Annotated in this window: 13 protein-coding genes; 2 read left to right on the top strand and 11 right to left on the bottom strand. The window is 40.8% G+C overall.

The window, feature by feature from the left end:
* Positions 1–31: 31 nt before the first annotated feature.
* Genes N7U62_RS21615 through N7U62_RS21605 form a run of 3 tightly spaced genes read right to left on the bottom strand, consistent with a single transcriptional unit; the run spans position 32 to position 4,495 of the window.
* Positions 32–2,254 (bottom strand): glycoside hydrolase family 43 protein, encoded by a 2,223-nt coding sequence (locus tag N7U62_RS21615; RefSeq protein WP_264140201.1) that lies wholly within the window; start codon positions 2,252–2,254, stop codon positions 32–34.
* A gap of 16 nt (positions 2,255–2,270) precedes the next feature.
* A complete protein-coding gene (locus N7U62_RS21610) occupies positions 2,271–3,692 on the bottom strand; it encodes a sulfatase (protein WP_264140200.1) in 1,422 nt (473 codons plus the stop codon).
* 5 nt (positions 3,693–3,697) lie between these two features.
* Entirely contained in the window at positions 3,698–4,495 is a 798-nt protein-coding gene (locus N7U62_RS21605; protein WP_264140199.1) for a 3-keto-disaccharide hydrolase, read from the bottom strand.
* A gap of 150 nt (positions 4,496–4,645) precedes the next feature.
* Between N7U62_RS21605 and N7U62_RS21600 the strand changes: the two genes are divergently transcribed.
* Together N7U62_RS21600 and N7U62_RS21595 are read left to right on the top strand one after the other, a co-directional pair.
* Entirely contained in the window at positions 4,646–5,461 is an 816-nt protein-coding gene (locus N7U62_RS21600) for a ThuA domain-containing protein (RefSeq protein ID WP_264140198.1), read from the top strand.
* 106 nt (positions 5,462–5,567) lie between these two features.
* Positions 5,568–6,947, top strand: a complete 1,380-nt coding sequence (locus N7U62_RS21595) for a hypothetical protein (protein WP_264140197.1) — start codon at positions 5,568–5,570, stop codon at positions 6,945–6,947.
* A 65-nt stretch (positions 6,948–7,012) separates the two neighbouring features.
* On the opposite strand, the gene N7U62_RS21590 is transcribed toward N7U62_RS21595, so the two are convergent.
* From N7U62_RS21590 to N7U62_RS21555, 8 genes are all read right to left on the bottom strand, one after another.
* A complete protein-coding gene (locus N7U62_RS21590; protein WP_264140196.1) occupies positions 7,013–9,004 on the bottom strand; it encodes a cadherin domain-containing protein in 1,992 nt (663 codons plus the stop codon).
* Positions 9,005–9,137: 133 nt separating this feature from the next.
* Positions 9,138–10,187: a BT_3987 domain-containing protein gene (locus N7U62_RS21585; protein WP_264140195.1), complete on the bottom strand. Its 1,050-nt coding sequence runs from the start codon at positions 10,185–10,187 to the stop codon at positions 9,138–9,140.
* Positions 10,188–10,210: 23 nt separating this feature from the next.
* Positions 10,211–11,899, bottom strand: coding sequence for a RagB/SusD family nutrient uptake outer membrane protein (locus N7U62_RS21580; protein ID WP_264140194.1), 1,689 nt, complete (start codon positions 11,897–11,899; stop codon positions 10,211–10,213).
* Between the two features lie 11 nt (positions 11,900–11,910).
* Positions 11,911–14,907, bottom strand: a complete 2,997-nt coding sequence (locus N7U62_RS21575; protein ID WP_264140193.1) for a SusC/RagA family TonB-linked outer membrane protein — start codon at positions 14,905–14,907, stop codon at positions 11,911–11,913.
* 32 nt (positions 14,908–14,939) lie between these two features.
* Positions 14,940–16,709 carry a RagB/SusD family nutrient uptake outer membrane protein gene (locus N7U62_RS21570; RefSeq protein ID WP_264140192.1) on the bottom strand — a complete coding sequence of 590 codons (1,770 nt, stop codon included), beginning with the start codon at positions 16,707–16,709 and terminating at the stop codon, positions 14,940–14,942.
* 18 nt (positions 16,710–16,727) lie between these two features.
* Positions 16,728–19,880: a SusC/RagA family TonB-linked outer membrane protein gene (locus N7U62_RS21565; protein ID WP_264140191.1), complete on the bottom strand. Its 3,153-nt coding sequence runs from the start codon at positions 19,878–19,880 to the stop codon at positions 16,728–16,730.
* A 351-nt stretch (positions 19,881–20,231) separates the two neighbouring features.
* Complete coding sequence (locus N7U62_RS21560) at positions 20,232–21,869, bottom strand: sulfatase-like hydrolase/transferase (RefSeq protein ID WP_264140190.1); 1,638 nt, start codon at positions 21,867–21,869, stop codon at positions 20,232–20,234.
* A gap of 2 nt (positions 21,870–21,871) precedes the next feature.
* On the bottom strand, positions 21,872–24,094 hold the full coding sequence (locus N7U62_RS21555) for a T9SS type A sorting domain-containing protein (protein WP_264140189.1): 2,223 nt from the start codon (positions 24,092–24,094) through the stop codon (positions 21,872–21,874).
* Positions 24,095–24,110 lie beyond the last annotated feature (16 nt).

Below are 24,110 nucleotides of genomic sequence, written 5' to 3'. Positions count from 1 at the left end.
CATTTATAATTTACCCTTGCCATTATTTGTATCATTTTAATTCTGGTATTTCATAATTCTGATTTAATCCCCATTGGTCCATCTCGAACCCATCCTCGCGCATAGAAAAAGAAATGATATGCTCTCCCGGTTCATGAATGTCCAGATAGATCAGTTTCTCCACTCCACAATGCACTTCCTTGGTGCGTTGTTTACTATCCCAGGTCCATTGCTTTTTACCCTTGCACCACTGCATTCTTTGGCCACTTTCTGGCCATTCGCCATCCAAACCGACATGTACACCATTGTCTTCTGTACCATGTGAATAGGCCTTGACCCAAACGTAGTATCTACCAGGTGTTTTGATTTTAACTTTGTAATCAACTATCGCAATTCCCGGATGATTGGAGAAATTGATCCCTGGAACCAGCTTATCAGCATGAGTCACTCTGCTATCTGGTAGCAGTTCGAGATAACTCCCTCCACTGGCACCTTCCAAATGACTCTCTACCTCAGGCTTCAACTTCGCTTCCGTGCCCGAGTTAATAATATACCATTGTCTGTTCTGATTGTTTGTTTGGGAGAAATAGTCTTCTGCCTCCACTACTAGATTTCCATCCACTTCCTCTGCAAACTGTTTTTCTTGAGGCAAATATTCGAACCAATCAAAAGCAGCTGTGTTTCTACTTTTCTCTCCATTAGAAGATGCGTACATCCCCACATATGGTCCTGTAAAACCTCCAGCAACATTAGAGGCTAAAACTCTGGCATCCTGATTCTCTCCAATTAGACGGAGGTTTTCCTCTGTTTCACCGAACCAAAACTTGATATTCAATCTGTTCTGAACGACACGAAACACAATTTCATCACCCTTGTATGGTTCTTGAGCCACGACTTCCTCTTTCAATTCTTTTCTTTTTTTGCTGTATGCTTTAATCAATTTCACATACTGGTTATTTCCTTCCATCGTCAAAATCAATCGATAGTTGAAGCGATCGTTTTGTATAGCGACAATTCCTGCCTCCTCATTACTTGATGGAGAAAACTTTAATCGAGTCGTTGCTTGATACTTGTAATGTTCGATTCGTCTGGCGACCAATGAAGGATTACTAGCTTCAGTCAACTTTTCGGGTCGAACTTTTAAGTAGAGATTTCCTTTCTTGATCGAGTGCAAGGCTTCTTGTGGGGTACGAAGAAAATTCCAATTAAAGGACAACCTCTCTTCGTTAAATTCATCTCGGCTAGCTTGTTTCTCCCATGGAGTCCAAGGTAAAGCTGGTCGAATTTCTTCTTCCAAAACCTTGCCCTTACCTACATTGAATACTGGTTGAATGCCCTCGAATTTGACAGGAGTCAAAAAGGTTTCCCTTCCGAGAATATTGTATCCATCAACAGGTCTCACCCCTAGCAATAAGGACCACCACTGGCCGTTTTGATCCTCCACCAGATCGGCATGACCTATGGTCGTAATTGAGTAGTTCTCTCCAAGATGTCTATGGGTAATCGCAGGATTGATGGCGGTAGGCTCATATGGTCCCAAAATACTATCACTTACGAATGTGGTGATGGCATGATTGTGCCAGGTTCCTCCTTCTGATATCAGTAAAAGATATTTACCGTTGACCTTATATAGATGGGGCCCTTCAGCAGCAAAAGCATTGGTGGCATGCCCATAAGTAAGATGAGTCGACTCGCCTAAAAGCTTTCCATTTTCTAAGTCCAGTTCTTGAATAAATATCTGATGTTGACCAGGATCGCTCTGTCCAGCAAACCGGTGTCTATTCCCAATATAATACACCTTATCATCCTCGAAATACAATGTAGGATCGATACTATGCTGGCTTCCATCTATCCAGACCGGATCAGACCACGGACCAGCTGGATTCTCAGCTGTGACATAAAAATTATCCCCACAGTTGCAATCATTCTTACACTGTTTGCATGTAACAGACACATAGAACATACCCTCATGATACCTTATCGTAGGTGCCCAAATGCCTGACGAAGATCGATTACCAGACATATCTAACTGTGAAGGACGGTCAAGTACATACCCAATTTGCTCCCAGTTGACCAAATCCTTGCTGTGAAATATTGGAATACCCGGAAACCATTCGAATGAGGAGTTAACTAGGTAGTAGTCATCCCCCACCCTGACAACAGATGGGTCTGGATGAAACCCTGAGAGCACAGGGTTATCAAATATTTCTAATTGAGCAATCGCGAGTTGACAAAATAAAGTCAACACCAATACCCCATATATCTTCTTATTCATGCTTTAATTAGTCTTTTTACTTTTCATTCTGAATATCCTCCCATCTACCAGGCAATTGTGTCCTCCACATTTCCGGTATTTGCTTACTCAATTCGGCTATTATCTCGTCATATTGATCAGTCTTCTCAAATAGTAGGTTTTCGAATTCAAAAGGATCATATTCTAAATCGTACAGTTCCTGTTTTCCATTGGGGTAACGTATGTAATGGTAGCGTTCCCCTCGGACGGAAGAATAATTGACACCATATGTAGTAAAGGAAGGACGATCCCAATTCGCATCTGGATTCATGAGCAAAGGCACCATGCTTTTCCCATCCAATTCATGCGACGGTTCGCTCAAACTACAGTATTCGACAAGCGTTGGATACAAGTCAAGCAGACTTACCGTTCGGGTCGAAATCGCTTTCGATTTGTCTGGCATTCGTATCATCAAAGGAGTATGGGCTGAAAAGTCCCACATGGTCCCCTTCTGCCAGCGCAATTTTTCTCCCATATGGTATCCATTATCAGAGCAAACAATCACAATGGTATTGTCAGCATAGGCGCTCTTGTCCAGGGCATCTACTACCCTGCCCATATTCCAGTCGGCGAAGGAAGTAGTAGCTGCATAGCCCCAGAGAAATTTCTTCCAGGTAGTCGTATCTATCTCCCCGGTTTCATTGCATCTGGTCATATTCAGCGAATCAACCAGCAAACGCCCCATCATTGGCACATCAGACAAATCACCTTTCAAATAACCCTCTGGTATCGGCATATTCTCCTGTTGGTAGAGGTCAAAAAAACGTTTCGGAGCTGTGTATGGAGTATGTGGCCTCCATAGTCCATAAAATAAGAAAAAAGGATCTTCATGATCCTCCTCCAAAAAGGCAATAGCATCATCTGCATTGACGACATCAGGGAACTCACTATCTGGATTGGTCCAGGGTTGTACGGATTTGAACGGCGAATTACACTCCTGATGCGCATCATCTCCAAATGGACCGAATCCTCCTCCCCAATATTGATTATCGAACATCACATTGGCTCGATCTCCCTCCATTTTAGCATGAAATATCTTCCCCTTGCCCCAGGTAGTATAGCCATTAGCCTTAAAATGCTCCGGAAGAGTGGTTACCTCTCTCAGTATGTCAGATGCACGCCAAGGGTCCGAACCATTGTGATAGGCACCCGACTTTTCTGGTGCAATTCCACTTAAGAATGAGGCTCTACTCGGTACACAAACAGGGGTGGAACATGTCGAATTGACAAAATTGATTGCTTGATTTTTAAAACTATCCAAAAATGGTGTTTGAATGATTGGATACTCGTCTCTTGTCTTGTAGCCATTGAGATCATCTGCAATGATAAAAACCACATTTGGCTTTTCATCTTGCTTTTGAGCACATAAATCAGAACCGAGCCAACAGACCAAAATGAGCAGAAAATAACATCTTTTCATGTTGCTTATTTGAAAAATTGATTTGCTGGAACAAACTGATCAAACTCTCTGATTTCCAGATTCCGATAGTAGATCTCTGCGGTTTCTGACTGTAGACCTATCACTCCTTCTTTCTGATCAAAATCGGTGGCATAATTCACAATTTCACCATTGAGTTTATGAATGGAATATTGATCTGCCATCACGATCACCTCACACTGATTCCATTCGCCATCGAGAGCATGATGGACTTTGGGGATTTTGGCTAGATGCTCTCCTCCTTTGATCTCTTGAGTTACCCCTCCATTTTTGGGTAAAGCAGCTCTACCATTTTCATCGGCATACCATTGCATCTGAACCGTACTCGCCCAGTAGTCACCAGTATGGTTTTCATTCTTGGTATGATCATAGCGTATCTGGTATTCTAAACCAAACGGCCAGATCTTGTCGTTGTACACATGGTAGTAAAGTCCAGCATCATATTGAAACTGGTCGAAATTATTCATGATTTTGTCCCCCCATTTATACTCGAAGCGAAAACTATACATGCTGTATTTCTTTTCAGTATAGAAGAGACCATGGGTCTTGTTATTACCTTGATTGAGGTTAAAACTATCTGGATGATTTTTGAATACGTGGATCATCCCATCCTCAATGGCAAAGACTCGATTGGCTTCCTCTGGATCACCACTTCTGATTTTCAGATACCAACCATCCCAATTCTCGCCATTGAAAAGAGGGGTGTATTCTTCTTTAGAAAGCACTTGCTGCCCATAAGACTGAAGAGCCATGAGAAGCCAGGCACAGGCTATTAGTTTTTTCATTTAGTCTATCATTTAATAAAACTAAAGTAGCTTTCATCGCTTCTTTTGCTTAGCTCAATTCATCTTAATAGTTGTTCTATTGTACTTAGACCATTACGTGATTGACTTAATGAGTTATCAATTTTACCTTGAAACAATAAATTGATGATTATGAAAAACAGAAGAGCATTTATTAGTAAAGCAATCATGGCAGCTGGAGGTCTGACTATTTCTCCTTCGGTAATTGCTAATACTTTAGATTCAGAAACAAGCCTTGAATTACCCTCACTGAAGGGAAGAAAAGTTCTTTTCATCTATGGTGGATGGGAAGGTCATGAACCCGAAAAATTCAGAGACTATATGACACCCTGGCTCCAAGAAGAAGGGGCTACTGTAGAAGTCTTCAATAATCTAGAACCATATACAGATGAGACATTGATGTCATCCATAGACTTGATCATTCAGATACATACGATGTCCAAGATCACCAAAGAACAGGAGAAAGGACTATTGAAAGCCGTAAAAGAAGGCGCCGGAATGGCCGGATGGCATGGAGGCATGTGCGATGCCTTCCGAAACAGCGTGGCCTACCAGTACATGACGGGTGGTCAATGGGTGGCACACCCTGGTGGAGTCATAGACTACAGCGTCCAGATCAAAAATAAAAAAGATGCAATATCAAAAGGGTTAAGCAACTTTGAAATGAATAGTGAACAATACTACATGCATGTGGATCCCAATGTAAAAGTATTGGCGACTACTACTTTTGATGCTCGATTCAACGAGTGGATTGACGGATGTGTCATGCCGGTAGTTTGGAAAAAAATGTTCGGTAAGGGAAGAATATTTTATACCTCCTTGGGGCACAATCTAGCCCATGTTACAGAAGTACCAGAAGCCATCACAATGATCAAACGTGGTATCCAATGGGCCAGTGCCAGCAAGTACGAGGCCCCAGAGAAATGGCTGAGTCCGGTCTATGGGTAAGCACTCATTCATCCATATCCTTTGTTATACTGTACTGATCTAGAGTTCACTATTTGATCTACAAATACAAGAAGGGAAATTGTAAACTGTATCAAAATCACGATTAATGAAACAATTTATTTTTTTCCTTTCACTATTTATTATGCCATCGCTGATGTTGGCAGATGTTAGCATCGAATCTGCTTACGGATATCAGAATTGCATCAAAATCAGCAATAAAACCACTGTCGTAATTATAAATCCTACCGTAGGGGCTCGGGTTTTGGAGTACAGTATCAATGGCCAAAACATCATTCAAGTTGACTCTGCACAGTTTGGATGGACCTACCAGGGAACTCCTCCACCAAATCAACATCTCAGTGGTGGAAGATTGGATATCGGGCCATCAAAATTCCGAGCCAATTCCCGACTCCATTGGTTCGCTCGATGGAACTATGAAATCAAGGATGATTTCACTGTCAAACTAACTAGCCCTGAAGACACGATTCATGGCGTTCAACTCTCAAGAATTTTCCAATTGGACAAACGATCCTCTCAGCTAATCATCACTCAAAAGATCAAAAACATATCTTCAGAAAAGGCACGATGGGCACATTGGAGTAGAACCTTCGTCAAATCTGGTGGCACAGCCATCATGCCCATCAATCCTAATTCAAAATATCCCAAAGGATTTGCCATCTATGGCACAAACAAGCAGGTATTCTTCAACCCCAAAGAGGAAGAAAATGTTAAAATCATCAATGGCAACTTACACGTAACAGGGCCATTTTCACAGAAGAAAATTGACATGGATTTGTCAATGGGAAGGGTCGAGTATCAAGTGGATGACCTCATGTTTAGAAAGCGATTTGATGTCAATCCAGATTGGGTGTATGGAGATATCACGGGCGCCAATTTTTCGCTCTGGTACAACGGTATGGACATGGTAGAGATCGAGCCCATAGGCCCTTGGGAATGGGTCGATCCACAAAGAGAAATAAGCTACAAAGAAGAATGGACACTGGTTCAACTACCAGCTACTGCCAAAAACAAAAGTAAGACTATACCTGCCGAGGCTTTTTCTTATCCAGTCGAAGGATACGCTCCAGCCTATTACGACAAAGGAAGGCAAGCCTTAGCAGTAAACTCGATCAAGTACCCCGATACCCCTGCTGCTGCCAAGTGGATATTTACTCAATCTACAGGTAAGTATGACCTATCCCTCACTACACTGCTAGAAACTGATGGTGAATCAGAATATGAACTTTGGGTTAATAATCGATTGATAGGCAAAGTAAAAAACAAGGAAAGCAAAACAGACTACCAACCCTACGAAACCAGATGGGAAGACATCGAGCTAGAATACGGAGACAACATTCGTGTCACCTTCCTTGCGAACACTAATGGAAAAATTCCTGAAGGAGAAGGTGCGGCCCTTTCAAGAGGAAGGTGGACTCAAGTTACTATCACATCATATAAATGGTCAACTCTCTTTAAGGGTCACTGAAACAAGAAAAAGCCACTCAAGATGTTTGAGTGGCTTTAGTTGTTGTGTGATTAATTTTCTTTTGACTAGTTCTGTTTGATGAATTTTCTAGTTAGGGTCAAATTTTCATTTTCAATTCTAACCATATAGATTCCAGCTTGAATGCTATTCAGATCAAGTTGTTGTTGAGTCCCCATAACTTTAAAGTTTCTCACCAATTTTCCAGATAGATTCGTGATCGAAATCTGCGCTCCAATCATCTCCTTGCTTAGAACAAGATTTAGTTGGCCAGCAGTTGGATTTGGATACACAAGAAGATCATTCTTATTAATCACCTCAGAAGCCAAAACATTGCTCAAGTCTAACTGAATTGTAATATTAGCTGTAGCAGTATTATCTACTTCTCTACTATCATCCACTTGTACCACCAAAATGTATTCATTGTATGTCCAAAGTGCATCTTCATCTACTACCGTTACTACACCCGAGTTTTCGTCTATCGCAAAAGCACCTGTATTGTTACCAGCCAATATAGAATAAGTCAAAACGTCACCTGCATTTTGATCTGAGGCTATGACCCTTCCTATCTCTGTTCCTACTGGAGCACCTGCCTCAACCATAAAATTTTGATCGCTGATACTAGGAGTAAAATTAAACTCTATGACATCAATGGTAATATCAGCTGAAGAGGATGAATTGTTGACATTTCCATCGTCAACAGTGACTGTAATAACATATTGACTTTGATCCGCATAGACCAACTCAGCCTTTGCAATGGTCAATATTCCTGAAGCTGCATCTATAGCAAAAATTCCGGCTTCATTACCTGCGGCAATAGAATAAGTCAAAATTTCTCCATCTTCATCACTAGCTATTACTGTTCCCAATTCATCACCTACTTCTTCATCTTCAATGATAGAAAAAGTCTGAGCTGCGATGGTAGGTGCATTATTGCCCGCCTCGATAGTGATGATCGCATTAGAGCTAGCCATACCATCACTGGCAGCTACAGTCAACTCATATAAATCAGATGCTGGTAAATTGGTTCGATCAGCAATAGTCAACTCACCAGTAGAGGCATCAATAGCGAAAATTCCTGCATCGTTACCAGCTTCAATACTAAATGTAATAGGGTCTTCATTGATATCAGTAGCAACTACTGTACCCACCACAGTCCCATTAGGAACCGTTTTCTTCACTGTAAAAGACTGAGGATTAATATTTGGTGCTACTTGAGGTAAATCAAACTCAGATTTATCCAATGCCAAGCTCCCTAAGAAGCTATTAGCATTCACAACATCTTCATGGATTCTAAACTCCATGACGTACTCTCCTGCTGATGGAATTGATAAACCGTCCAAAACCTTGAACCAAGCCGTCTCAGGACCGCCATCTATAAGATCCGTTGACGTCTCCATTATACCAACGTTAGACACAACCCCTCCCTTACCTGCAGTTTCAAAATCGGTAAATGTTTTACTGGTCATATCTACCGAAATCGACGAAATCACATTGGAGATATCTGCCTTTTCTAAGATTTTCACATCAAATTTGGTTCCTGAAATTCTACTACCAGCGGTACCTCCACGATATATAAAATACCAATCACCAGCACTGGAAAAATTAACGGTAAACCTTCTCCACGCATTATTTCCTCTATCGCCATTAATCCCTCCATTATATCTTAGACCCGCATATTGATAAATTTCGTTGTCGGTGTACAAATCAGCATTTTTCGTATCATAACCTCTTTGGTTTCCTCCACCGGTATCAGTTACTGTAGTTTCCAGAACTCCCATACAACCTGCCTCTAAGTCACTGTTCAAATCAGGAGCAGACCCCGCAATATCATATTCATATACCTCCAAAACACCATCCCTATCTTTTGCAGTTCTGTCTCCTGGGTCAGTAGATAGAATATAAAGATCCTCAGCCGGAGTATATACTCGGCCAGCGGCTTGATTATAATAACCTTTGTTCGTCCATTCTTGCGCATTAGATTCTATGGACGCTCCAATTAGAACCAGTCCCAAAACCAATCCAATTTTCAACTTTTTATGTAAATAATTTTCCTTCATAATTCTAGGGTTTTTATTGCCATTGCCTTCATATGGCTAAATTTTAAAAATAGGATTCCCGTTAACCTCAATTTTGAGGCTTATAAGAATTGCTGAGCAGCATCACACTGCTCAGCTAAGCATGAATATTTGATTAAGGAGTAACTTCTATTTCGAATTCCTCAAAAACTAAATTATCGTTTCTATACACCAAGGTATCAGACACATGATGATAATGTGTGATGGCTGCATCGTCTGGATCTACAAATTCATATTCATAATCTAAAACCATTGTTTGTCTCTTGATACCTCCCCAAGCACGGGCCCCTTCATCTGTTGAAGGAAGGAACTTTCCAGTTCCATTAACTGTGTATTCGGATCCAGCTGCAGAGCTTACTACAATATCACCGGCATCATCAACCGAAACCATCAGTTGACCACTGAACCTACCAACATTGTTGACATAAGAATCAGTCAATGATGCAGTTTCTACATCTGTCAATAGGTTATCTTCCATAAATTCTTCAGAAAAAGTCGAATAGACAGAATCAACCGCACCTCCTGGTCCCACTAAAGCCTCATCAATACCGGCATGTAAATACGTGCCATCAAATTTATTTTGATATTTCACGGCAAAGAGGGTATAATCCTTCGGAGCTATCGACCAATCAGAACTGATTCTTCTATCTGGATCAGTAATAATCTCAGAGGCCACCCCACGCAGGATTCCGATATTATCATCAGCACCCGTAATAACCAGCGGAATCACATAATTAACTCCAATGGCCAAAGGATCATTGAAGAAATCATCTGTTAATTCCACTCTAATTGTGCCAGAAAACTGTCCTTTTGGTATCACAATCTGATCAGCAGATGAAAGGGTATAGTAGGATGCGGGCATCAATTCTATCGCCGCACCACTTACAGTCACATTATTCAGTAGTTCTGGTGCTAAAGCAATATCCACGACTCTTTCCTGATCATTAGAGTATAAGCCTCCAATGGCAGCTCCTATACTAAAGGCATGCTCCAAATCAATGCTGTTATCAATTCTACTTTCTTCATTAAGAGACAAAGTTCTGACAGGATATTGGATCGGAAAATAAACATTCTGCTCCTCATAGTCATCAAACACACGCTCCTGGTTCGAACATGCTGATAGGAACAATCCTATCAGCATTATATATATTAAGTTCTTTTTCATTTTCTTACATTTTCCGTTCATCATTACCAACCTGCATTCTGCTGGATATCATACTTCAAAATCTCATTGAAGGGAATAGGACCATAGACCTGATAGGTCTTATAGTTTCGCTCGGCCAAATCAAAGATCTCATAAGTAGATTGATCAGCAGAAATTCTCATTCCCTTAACATCAGTTGTTATTTCATCCAATTCTTCCCATCTTCTAATATCCCAAAAACGATGTCCCTCGAAACTCAATTCGATTCTTCGCTCATTGTGAATAACATCTCTCATCTCAGCTCTTGTTGTCACTCCATCGATGTAAGTTGTATTGGTGATTCCAGCTCTGGCTCGAAGATCATTAATGATTTGTCTCGGAGTAAATCCTCCAATTGACTGATCTGGACCACCCAATTCATTAGCAGCTTCAGCCAGATTCAGATAAGCCTCTGTCATCCTTGCATAAGTATAGTAATGCTCCGTTCCAACATTATTGGTAGGGTCCAATACTACATTCTCATCCATAAACTTCTTTAGGTAATATCCACTCACAGTAGCGATATTATTTGAAGCGCCAATTCCATCTGCTCCTCCATTCACATAGGTTCTGATAATAGAACCTTTAAAATCCATACCATTGTAAATCACATAAGTAGACAATCTTGGGTCTCTATTTGCATATGGATTGCTTGGATCAAATGTTGAAGCTGGATGTCCAATAGGCAGACCATCAGCCATTGGAAAAGCCTCAACAAAATCCTGTGTAGGGTTCGTTAAGCCTTCACCATACAGAGATGGAGGGAAATTATCTGCTTCCCAGTTGTTAGCATTGTTTCTCTTGGATGCACCCCAAGCCACCTCAGCAGAATTGAAATCCAAATAGTAAGTGATGTCGCTAGGATCTAACACCATACCCCCATTTGCTTGCACCGCTTCTAGCGCATAGTCAGCTGCAATTTGCCATGTTGCAGCAGCTGCATCGTCATATGCCGGGCTCGCCGCATACAGTGCCAGACGAGATTTTAAAATCTTAATAGCCAAACCATTGATTCTATTCTCGTTGCGAAGACCAAACACATGATTATAATCAGCATCCCCAGTATCTTCCCATTTATCTGGAAGACCAGCCAAAGCTGCGTCACAATCCTGAATAATGTAATCAACACATTCTGCAAAAGTTGATCGCTGAATGTTGATATCATCTTCAGCTGTCAAAACAGAAGTTACAATTGGAAATCCTAAAAGTTCACCACTATTAGCTTTACCTGCGTGTGCTTGTAGGAGCTGAAAACCATACCAAGCTCTGAGAGCATGAGCTTCAGCTTTTAGTCTGGTTCTGTAATATTGATCTCGATCTTCACTAGTCCAAGACCATTCGATATCATCTACATAAGATATGAACGTGTTTAGATAAAGATTCATCTCATACGCTTTTGACCAAATCCCAAAAGGGTTGTCATTGGCCGCCCATCCTCCTGAGTTCATACGCCTCGATGCTGCATTTGGATTGTTCAATTCAGCATCATCTGAACTGGCATCTGTATTAAAATTATAATTATTCGGAAGACCTTTATAGGCCTTCAAAAGCCACCCTTCTGCTAAAATCGGGTTTTCTAAAACCTGTTCTTCTGTCAACCTGTTGTCTGGCTTTGGCTCCAAAAAGTCATTACAGCCTACTAACAGTGACAAACAAAGAAGAAATAAGCCTTGATATATATTCTTTATTTTCATAATGCTATGCTTTAAAATATGGCAGAAACACCTATTGAATAACCTTGCGAAACGGGTTCTCTTCCTATTCTGAGGTCACTCAAATCTCCATTCTTATTTATTCTAACCAAATTGTTTCCTTTCAAGAAAACAGTCATTTGCTCGAATCCTTTACTTTCCTTAGGCTCAAATGTGTAAGACAATTGGATCACAGGAACGGTAAAACTGTTGTTTTCATACATCCAGTAAGTCGAATTACGATAGTTGTTATTATTTTGGGTAGAAGACAACCGAGGCATCGTGGCATTCACATCTTTGTTTGATGGACCATAGGCCTCATTGACAGCAGCGCTATATTTTCTATTGCCATATACCCAGTGATAGCTTGAGTTTCTATACTGATCTTGTCCTGTTTGTCCTACGCCTAGAGCATAAAGACCGAAACCTTTATAGGTCATATTAAGGATGACACTATATTGGAAATCTGGTCTATAACTTCCTATCAACTTTTGATCATCCACATTGATCACTCCGTCATTATTAAGATCTTCATATTTGATATCCCCTGGCTGAACTGATCCAAAAGTAGGAGTCGGTAAGCTTGAACTTAGTTCACCTGCACCATTAAAATCAGATTCAGCATACAATCCATCCGCTACATAACCGTATCGACCATAGATGGTATTACCAATTGCACTTCTATAGGAGCTATTCTCCTTGTATAATGGCTCATCTATCTCAAGTACCTCTGACTGAATACCGATCATTCTAGTTCCTAAATTAAACTGAAAATCACCAAAAGACTTTCTATAATTAGCAGCCAACTCAATACCCTGAACCTGATCACTGTTATAGTTTTCGTAGAAGGAATAACCTACAATATCAGGAGTAGTATTAGACATAAGTGTTACATTGTCATACCCGCGGCTATTAAAGTAACTTGCTTCAATTGTTAGTGCATTGTCCAACAAGGCTGCATCGAATCCGGCATTAAATTCCATTCGCTTTTGCCATCCTATATTGGCGCTTACATTGTCAATGTTCAATTCACGATTTCTGGATCCACCATTTTCGTAATCATACCATCCACCAGTACTATAAAAAGTTTCCTGAAGGAAATAATCATTCCAATTATCGTTTTTAAGCAATCCAAAAGTTCCTCTCAACTTGAGGTAATCAAATAGTCCCCCAGTCATAAATCCTTCGTTACTAACTATCCATCCCAGTCCAAAAGAGGGCGAGAATGTATATCTATCATCAGATAATCGCTGAGTTCCTTGATATGCTCCAGAAAATTCAGCTACATATCTATTGTCATACATGTAATTGGCTCTGATACCGTAGTGCATATTTTTCTGATCTTGACTTTGTCCGATCAGTACTCGAGTATCCTGATAAGCCAGAGCAGTCATATCAATAGCATGAACTCCAATTTTCTTCGTATAATCCAGAGTTCCATAGAGTCCTACTCTCCTTTGGAAAAATGCACCATCAGCCTGTGGAACTTCCTCACCGTTCGGTTGATCCTCATTGAATTTTACTACTGCCAAACTATCTGCTCCTGATTGATCAATTAGAAAATCAGGAGAATAAACTGCATAGGTATTTGAAGTCTCAGAGGCGAATTGATTGAAAAAATCAAAACTAATGGCCCCAGAAGCAGAAAGACCTTCAGTAACCGCACTCAAATCCCAATCTAAACCTGTATTGACTTGAAGCATGCGATTAAGTGTTTTTCTATCTCCAGACCTTTCTAGTTCACCATAAATATTCTCATCAAAATTGGACGTTCCGCCTAATAGATACTGTCCTTTATAAAGGTTAGCACCATCTACTGCAGATGGATCTGTCAAACTATTGACCGGAATCAACGGTACTATGGATGTCGGTAGATTGTTCTCTACCATACTCCAATAATCACCATTTGGTTGTTCGCCTTGATCAAAAACAGCCACTGCATCCAAGTTCATTTTAAGCGTAGGGAACAATTGGAAATCTGTATTAGCTCTTACATTAAATACATTTCGTTGTTCCATCGTACCTAGATTGTTCCACCCTTCCGAATGGTTCATACCCAAATTGACAAAGTAGGTTGCGAATTCGTTTCCTCCAGCTGCATCAGCATTGAAGTTGAAAAAGTTCTTACTATCTCTTAAAAATTCTTCATCCATGTAATCCAAATCGGGATACAATAAAGGATCTGATCCTGCACGGGTTCCATCAATTTGCGTCTGTGTATACAAGGCAGGTTTTCCATCATTGATATTAGCTTGATTGTAAGCTTCCATATAATCAGCACCATTCAAATATTCTGGCAATTGCACGGCAGTCTGAACACCATATTCACCTCTCACTCGAATTTCATTCTTTTGTGCAGATCCTCTTTTGGTAGTTATCAAAATGACACCTTGATCTGCTTGGGCTCCATACATCATTCTAGACACTGGGTCTTTCAGGATAGAAATACTTTCAACCTCTGTAAGATTATAGTATCCAACATCCCTAGGTATCCCATCAATAACATAGATCGCATTACCAGGCAAACCTAAGATGTTGTCGCTACCGAAAACACCCGAAACCTTGCCATTAAGGGCAGAACCAATACTGGTTCTTTGATCGATGAGCAATTCCTGACTTGCATCTATAGTAGATACAGATCCAACGATTCGGTTTTTTTCCAACTGACCAAATGGCAAAGTCACCTTTGGTACAACAGGAACGATGACCTCTTCTTTTTCATCGAAATGATAGTCATAAACTCCTTCTTTCAGGATTACCTCCATTTCAGACCGTCCATCAAGGCTCATACTAATCTGAACACCTTCTTGTAGACTCAATTCGAATCTACCTTCCGCATCCGTGATTGTTGATACTTTCCCATCACTACTGGTAACATGAACTCCGGCCATTGGCTGATTGCTCTCGTCCAGTACTCTTCCTTTAAATGTCCCTGTGCGACCTGCTATCGCCGATAATGTCATCAGCATTACCAAGGTCATAATCAGGGCTCTATTTATATATTTTATCATTATTTTCTGATTTATAAATATTACTTAGACCCTTATTCCCAGCCTGGATTTTGTTCGAATCCTTCATAGGTCAAAGTCAACTCTCTTGGAAATGGCAACCACCAGTTTCGATCTGTAAAAATAAATGGCTGAATAGCTGTTCGAGTAGCATAAGAGTATGCCTGATCATAATCCAATCTGTAAAGCGTTTCATCTGGCTTCACTTTCCATCTTCTCAAATCATACCAATAGCTTCCTTCAAAACACAGCTCTACATGTCGCTCATTTCGAACCAGCTTCCTAAAATCCCCACCATATGCTGTAGTATTAGCAGTGGTAGGCATACCGGCACGCGTTCTCACTTCATCCACCGCTTCTGCAGCTGTCATACCATAGTTTGAAGAAGATGCATCCTGATTACCAGTCGCCTCAAACAATGCCTCTGCGTAGATCAGATAAACATCTGCCAATCTAATATTGGGAGTATTATAAGTAAATTGATCCCAATCACCGTCGACCTTATTTACACCAATCGGCCAATATTTGTGCACTATATATGGACTTAATGTATTGGCGTTGTTCATATTACCACCTACATATAAATTCATTAAAGTCTGATCTGTATATCCGCAGTTGTCCCCGTCTACATAAATAGCCTTTCTGAATCTCGGGTCACGATTATCCCAACGATTAGCTACATCATTGTCATATGGACTTGCCACACTTGCGTCAGTATTGAAATGATCTTTGTACAAAGTGCCATCCGCCATTTCGAATAGGTCAACATAGTTTTGAGTTACCGCTTCGGTGATACCATTTCCTCCTAGCAAGTTATTGTTTGGCATAAATAGCCTACCGAGAAATACATTCACTTCACCAGATCCCATACTATTATCTGTTTTTTGAAAAATACTTTCAGAAGTGATCGGTCTGGTCCCATCTTTTCTCGCGAACATGTCCTGATAATCAGCAAAATCGACTAAATCATAAACTCCCCTATCTGCCAGCTTCAATACTTCTGCCGCCGCCTCAGCAGCACGTGTCATGTATTCGGTATCGAAAGTGGCAGAATTGCCAGAAAATTCATTGAACAATGGACTCCCTGCATAAAGCAAAGTTCTTGCTTTAAGAGCCAAGGCGGCACCTTTTGTCGCACGACCAGCGTCTTTAGCATAGTTTTCCCAAACATCAGGCAGCAACGAAGCAGCCATTTCAAAATCCCGAACTATTGCCTCTGCCACGGCCTGGCAATCCTTCTTACCAGTCTCTTCATCAGTCCAGTGTCTTGGCAATTCGAAGTTATCTACCAAAATTTCATCCACATAAGGGATGGTACCAAAGGCTCTCATGATTTCGAAATGAAAAATGGCTCTAAAGAAATACGCCTGTCCTAAAAGCAAGGCACGGTCTTCTTCAGACCCCTGAAATAGATCTATTTTCTCAATTGCGTGATTGGCAATCCGAATGGCCTCCCAGCCAGCCGTCCACCAACCTGTCTTACCATCGCCATTTCCATAATCATTAAATGGAGATCGACCATTAATCAAATTCCAGTAATTACCCGTTGAGGCAGCCTGCGAAGTGTTCCAACCCTGTACAGCGATGGTTTCTCCGGCTAATTGAATACCACAAGTGATTTTAGCTTTATTATTATCCACCAGGTACCGGTAGTCTTGATCCAAAAACCCCTGAAAGGTCACATAAGAAGTAAATACCTCCTCTTCAGTAATCTGAGATGCGGGTGGTACTTCCAGATACTCTTCACAAGAAGAGATAAGGAATAGCATCCCCAACATTGCTATATATTTATTTATATTCTTCATAATAATCATACTAAGTGCTTAGAAAGAAATACTTACACCAAAATTGATCTGCTTGGTTACAGGATAATTCTTCACATCGTAATCCTTACCTTCAAGATCTACTTGCATATCTGACCACAGAATAAGATTGTTTCCATTGACAAAAACTCTTGCATTACTCAATCCTGCTTTGCTGATCAAAGCTGAAGGTAGGCTATATGCCAATTCTGCAGTTTTCAATCTTAAGAATGAAGCGTCAACTTTGTTGTATTGACCATCAGCCGACCCCTTGGCAAAACTTAAGGCTCGCAAGCTTGGATCTTGATTTCCATACTCAGGAGACCAGGTATCATCTAATTGGCTTTGATAAATTGAACTACTATTGAAAGCAAACTCATCCAATCGAATATTAGTTGTAATGTTATAAGCACCATAGAATGTTACTGTCAAGGACACCCCTTTATAAGATGCTCCTGCGGTAAGATTATATGTATTCTGCGGTCTATTCGGATAACCATACAAGGTATTATCGTTACCGTTGATAACACCATCTCCATTATAATCCAACAACCTGTAATCTCCAGGTAGTAAGAAATCATTATTCTCTCCCACTACTCCTGTATAAAGTTCATCCCAGCTATCTATAATTCCTGTAGAAATGCTTGATGTAGTCTGACCGATTTGGTAACCTTCTCTTTTCTGGTAATCTGGAGTCAGTTCTGGATCTTCTCTAGCGATAGTTTCATCGATTACATGAGCATAATTAAATGAGGCCCAGTAGGCAAAATCACCATGATTGTTATTGTAATTGATCGTGAATTCATAACCTTGAGATTTTGTTTCTCCTAAGTTTGCTGCTGGCGCGTCATTTCCAAAAAAGATGGGAACAGAACGTTGATTTCCCTGCATCAGGATATTGGTTCTGTGTTCTTTGAACAAATCCACATTCGCGGTTATTATATTGTTAAAAAAACCTGTTTCAATTCCTAAATTTTGCTTGCGAGCTGTCTCCCATTGAACAAAGGGGTTGCCTGGAGTTCCTTCTCTATAATAGGTAGGCCCTGCTTGTGATGTTGGGTAACCAAATGCCCAATTGCTATTGTTACCATAAGTAGGGTTTCCTCCTTGCTCCCAGTTGGTGTTATACAACCATCTTGCATTTCCAGCAACCTTATCATTACCTACTATACCATCAGAATACCTGAATTTCAACAAGCTGAACCATTCGAGGTTTTCTTTGAAGAATTTCTCATTAGATGCAGTCCATGCCACCGCTACAGATGGGAAAAAGTCAAACTTCTTACCATCACCGAACTGATCCGAGCCATTATATGCCCCATTAAATTCAACATTGTATCGCTTATCATAACCATAAGTCAACCTTCCAACCCAATCCTCACGTTTGGTAGGCCAGCCATCTCTGTTAAAATTAACTCCCGATTCTCTTTGAAAAAGAGCTAAACCTGTAACTGTATGCTTATCAAAGCTTCTATTATAGTTCAAATTCACTCTATATGTCATGTTTCTCTTAGACTTACCTAAAGAGTTGCCATTAACATATTCCGGAGAATATTGTAGTGGTTGATCATAAAAATCGAACCCGTGACTGCTATTGCTATAATCGTTTGTAAAAAAGTAAGTCGTATAATCTTCTATGTCTGCATTCTCTTGAAGATAGTAAGCAGGATCGACATATTTCGTAGCTACTCCATCGTCATTGATACTAGAACCTATAGTCTGGAAGTAATTATCGAATGAAAATTGTCCTCCCAACTTTAATCCTTCAATAAACATCCCAAGATCTTGCTCCAACTTAAAATCAGAAAGCACTTCCGATCTTATATCCCTTTTCAGACCGTTGAAGTTTAGCTGAACATATTCATTTTCTCCAAACCTCTCATATTGTACACCCTCACCATAGGTACCATCTTCGTACTGTAATACAGGGTGATCATTCGGGTGAGCATATACACCATACCAAAAACTATGAATGGAGCCACCAGTCCGTTGCTGATTGCCCAGATAACCTGACAAGTTCACAGTGAACTTTGTGCTCTCTGTCAAACTGAAATCAAAGTTAGATCTAAAGTTGAAGCGTTCATATTTAAACTCAGGGTTGTATCCTTGACCGACATTTTCAGTCTGAAGAATATCACCATCATTCAGGTAACCCAATGAACCGTAATACTTTACAAAATCAGTACCACCAGAAACTCCCAAATTCACCTTATAAGATTTACCATAATCTTTAAGCATCTGATCTGCCCAATCTGTATCATTGAAGCCATCAGGATACTGTTGAGATCTATATAGCTCAAGTTCATGCTGTGGAGTATAAAAATCCCAGGAAGTTGGGTTTGTTCCTAATTCATTAACGATGGCGGCATTTCTCGCTTCCAAACCTTCGTATGACCCTAAAGTTCTTGGGATTCGAGACACTGATTTGAATGCCATATTAGCGTCTATTTTTAAAGTAGGCTTACCAATTTGACCTCTTTTGGTAGTAATCAAAATCACACCATTGGCACCTTTCACACCATATACCGCAGTAGCAGATGCATCCTTCAAAACTGTAAGAGTGGCCACATCATTTGGATCCACATCATTCATGTTTCTTTCGATCCCATCAACCAAAACCAGCGGACTTGAATTGTTCCAGGTATTCTTACCACGAATCAAAATTTCATTTCCTCCGTATCCATCACCCTGATCACCACCAGGTATACCTGAACTGGTAAGTACAGTAACTCCAGGAATTGAACCACTCAATGATTCAGTCAGATTGGCCATCGGGCCTCTTTGCATCAAGATATCACCTTCCACTTGAGATATCGCACCTGTTACGGCCTCCTTCTTTTGAGAACCATATCCTACCACTACCACTTCTTCGAGTTCTGCAGCGTCTAATGATAGTGAGACATCAATGGTTTTTTGAGCACCTACTGGCACTTCTTGTTTGATATAACCAATAAAGCTGACTACTAAAGTTGCATCCGCAGGAGCAGATAGGATATAATTACCATCTATATCGGTAACTGTACCAGTTGTAGTACCTTTCACTACAACTGTAGCTCCCGGTAATGGGTCTCCCCCATCGTCTCCGAGTACTGTTCCGGACACCGTGATATTTTGTCCGAAAGATTCCATGAGCACACAACACATGATGCCCATCATAGTAAAGAGTCTTTTCATAAATTAATAGTTTAGATAAACAATCGTCTAAAACAATGCGTATCTACCGAGAAAACAGGGAGGGGATTTGAGTTACAAAACTAACCAAAAATCTCCCAGTCATCCATGCATTTACGAATTGCATAAATCAAAAGTAGATTTATAGTTGAGGAACGGCTTGCTGTATTGTTTTTGCTTTTTGCTCTATAGGGTATAAGCCGAAAAACGGCCTAATTATCGTCTATTCTATGGTTTTTATGATAATTCACTGACAATAAAAAAATCAAAAAACTCAATTGAACAACCACCGAAGTGCCCAAAACAAAAAAAGCGCTCGATACTTCGAACGCTTTTCCTTGAAATTCCAAGTGGCTAATTCAATAATATTGGTATCGCACTTTCATAGCCCTCTAATCTGAGCCAATACCTTCCTGCGGCATTAGAATTCATATCCAGGAGACCTCCTGTCCCTTGTATCAATTCCACACCATTAGCCCCAAAAACCTGATAAGATGCTTCCCAATATTGGTTCTGTTTCAGAATGTGCAAAATGCCATCGCTCGGATTAGGATAGATGAGAATATCATTCTCCTGATACTCCATATTAATACCAAGTTTAATTCCTTCAGAAGTCTGACTATCTCGAACCACGACTGATTCGCATTGCTCAAATGGAGACTCTTCGAATTCCTTCATTTGATTCAGTGCCTCAGCCATTTGCTGTTTTTGATCGGCCAAATCTGAGTGATTGGCCAGATTCTCCCACTCCCATGGATCATTTTTATGATCATACAATTCTTCTTCGCCATTGTTATACAAAGTGTACCTAAACTGATTGCTTCGAATGGAATGACCGGTAGAGTACGAAGTTAAAGCAGCACCACACCAATCCTCACGATCTGGGTCTTCAAGCAAAGGTGTCAAGTCCCTTCCCCTCACTTCAAAATCAGGCTGTTCTATTCCTGCAAGCGACACCAAAGTAGGATACAAATCCTGAAGAGAAACCGGATAGAAGCTGTTACCGCTCCCTTTACTCGGATCATATATGATCAAAGGAGTCTTGATAGCTCTTTCCCACAAAGTGAATTTTTGAAAGTGCTCCTTTTCGCCTAGGTGCCAGCCGTGATCTCCCCAGAGTACAACAATCGTATTATCAGCATACTGACTATCATCCAATGCATCAATCAAATGGCCCAAATTGGCATCTGCAAATGCAATACAAGCCAGGTAAGCCCGGATCACCTCTTTCCATTTACCGGCAGCCTGTACTTCAGACAGCTTGTTATTAGACCCTCGACTGTAAGCATCTTGCAGATCATTGGCTTTGTATCCTGCTGGGATATTCAAAGTATCCGGATCAAATAGATCAAAAAACTCCTTGGGAGCTCGAAAGGGCAAATGAGGTCTAAACAATCCGATCGCCAAGAAAAATGGTTTATCATGATTCTTCGCTAGATACTGTGCCCCATAATCAGCACTTTTCCAATCTCCTGTTTCTTCCAGCTTTTCGTTGGGAGAATAGCCCCACGAGATTCCTGCCACTTCGTCATTGACACCTCCTGCTGCTCCCTGCCCTCCAGGTCCCAAAACATCCCAAACTTCAGGATTAGAATCATGCTTATGAAAAATCTTGCCCTGAGCCACACTCTCATATCCCTGACTGCTAAAATATTCGGGCATGGTAATCAATTCACGTACCCACTGTTGGTCATCCTCTCTAAAATTCCTCCCTCCGTCATTGTTGACCAGGCCAGTTGCATGAGGTCGTCTTCCAGTCAAGATAGCTGTCCTCGACGGGTTACACACCGGTGAAGCACAGTAGGCATTCTGAAAGGCAACTCCCTTGTTGGCCAATGCATCGAGGTTCGGTGTGATGCTTTGCGGATTACCTCCAAATGCCCCCGTCCAATCATTGAGATCGTCTATGGCAATAAATAATACGTTCTTCTTTTGTGCATGAGATAAGGTACTGCATAAAATACAGACCATAAGAAGTAAAATTCTTTTCATGACTATCGCTTTAAAAATCTAAAGGTTTGTTTGGTATCTGTGATCAAATAATAGAAGCCATTAGGCAAACTCCTGATATCTATCACAGGGTCCTGGCCTTCAATTAGTTTCTTCCCAGATCCATCGACAATCACGTATTGCCCATACACCAATCCTTTCAGCATAAGGGTATCTTCCACTGGGTTAGGGTAAAGGATGATTTTTTCGTGATCCAATCCCTGATTTGCTAAAATGGGTTCTGGTTCCTTGTATTCTTCCGTCTCACGAACAAACTCATATTGATAAAATGAACCAGTATTTGAATAATAATCTTCACCTTCCTCGAATACTACCTCAATGGTATGATTCATCATCACCTCAGGAAAAAGCACATTCTGAATTCTACCCTTGGATTCACCATCTACCAGCACCTCTTTAATTTTGTATCCTTCGTCTGCATTGATTTTAAAATTCTGATCCAATCCACCGAGCATTTGCACAATACTACCGCTACCATTTGGATAGATGCTCCCACCAGTACCTACATTCAACTGCGCTTCATACAAGTCTCCTTGACTATTAAAAGTTACATTCTTGACAAACTTCGAAGCATCTTCATTGGCTCCATTACTGCCAGTCAAATCCAAATCGAAATATTCCTGATAATTGTCCCAAGTAACAAGCACTCCTCCCACAATCAAATTGGTAAATGTGAATCCTTCTAGCCAGTTGTTCTCTAACCCTCTCATCAATTGCTTGACTATCTTACCATTTGGCAATGCAAAATTTTGATCCGCTATCATATTCTTAAAAGTAAAATCTCGAAGATAACCAGACTCTAAACTTCCTTTCTCCTCCAGCGTAGCATTGATCAGGTAGGCAGTAGGTCCTTCTATCTGATAATTCTCCAGAATATTTTGCTCTAGCTTCATACCATCATCGGCAACAGACCCAATGATGCCTGTATTTTTCTTATTCTCCGAAGACCATTCTGAATTGATCACATAGTTGTTTCTATACTCAGCATAGCCAGTACCTAGATTGTTCCATCCCAACATTCCCACGGCACCATTCACTCCTGGCCAGAATACGGAATTCTTTACTTCATGTGGACTTCTGGCATAATCATAGTCATCACTTGTCTTGATAAAAATATGATCCACCATACTATCGCCTCCTGGTCTGATTCCATCATTGTTAGAGCAGAACCCCAATATCTTAATCCTTTTGATATCACTGTTGTTGCCACTGGGACAGGTGTGATGATAAGCCTCCGTCAATACTACGCCATGAAGTTTGGCTCTGTCTACACCTATGAAGTCCACAAAGGCTTCCTTGCCCTGCGTGTTCAATATGTACTCCCCATTAGCTGTAGGCTTGATGATCTCGTGCATCCAGTGATCTTTGCCAGACACGACTCCTCGGCCATATAACCAGCTATCATTGTGTCCATGAGCATGAAAGGCCCCTCTGACATAAGCCCCACCTGCTATGTAGATCCTTTGGGTCTTTTTGAGCCGAAGTTGACCATGGTACAAAGGCTCATTGAGCATTGTCTCCTGCACATAGATATCCTCCTGGGTATTATCCTTGTGATCCTTCATTTTATGATCTCCTGGAGGGAAATAAATCACATTGGCTAGGCGAATGGTCTCAATATCCAAATCATTGTTCCATACTACCACACCTGCATCACCAATTTGGGGCACAGAATAATCCCCCGTCATCTCTTCAGGAGGATCAGAAAATATCATCATACCATGCTTTATATTCATCCCACCAAAACGATCGTCATCCTGATTATCCGAACTTACAAAATTGATACTCAGATACTCTGGTTTGTCCATGATGAACTTGACCTTCTCTCCATCAAAATAATGAGGTATTACTCCAAAACCTGAAGGGAGGATTTCCACCCGTGAAGCCTTTTCACCATAAGCTTTAAAGACTTCTACCTCGATGACTCCATCGAAGGAAAACTGAACATAAGACATACTTCTATCCTCCAAAAATTCAGTGGATGCGTCCCCACCATAAACAGGATGATCGTCATAGTTTCTAGGCAAACTGATCAGCGTTGTGATATTCACCCAATCCAGGGTGTCTTGACCCTGTATCTCTCTTGCTCTGACTCCATATTTGTCCGAAACGATGTCTTCGGTTTTAGGCCAATTATAATTAACCAACTGCCCTAGGGCCAATTGACTCCAAAGTAGGATGACCAGGATTAGTAATTCTTTCTTCATATTCGACTTATTTGAT

It is taken from the genome of Reichenbachiella ulvae, from assembly GCF_025833875.1.
In the GTDB taxonomy this organism is placed as follows: Bacteria; Bacteroidota; Bacteroidia; order Cytophagales; family Cyclobacteriaceae; genus Reichenbachiella; species Reichenbachiella ulvae.
This window is presented reverse-complemented; position numbering and strand designations above follow the sequence as displayed.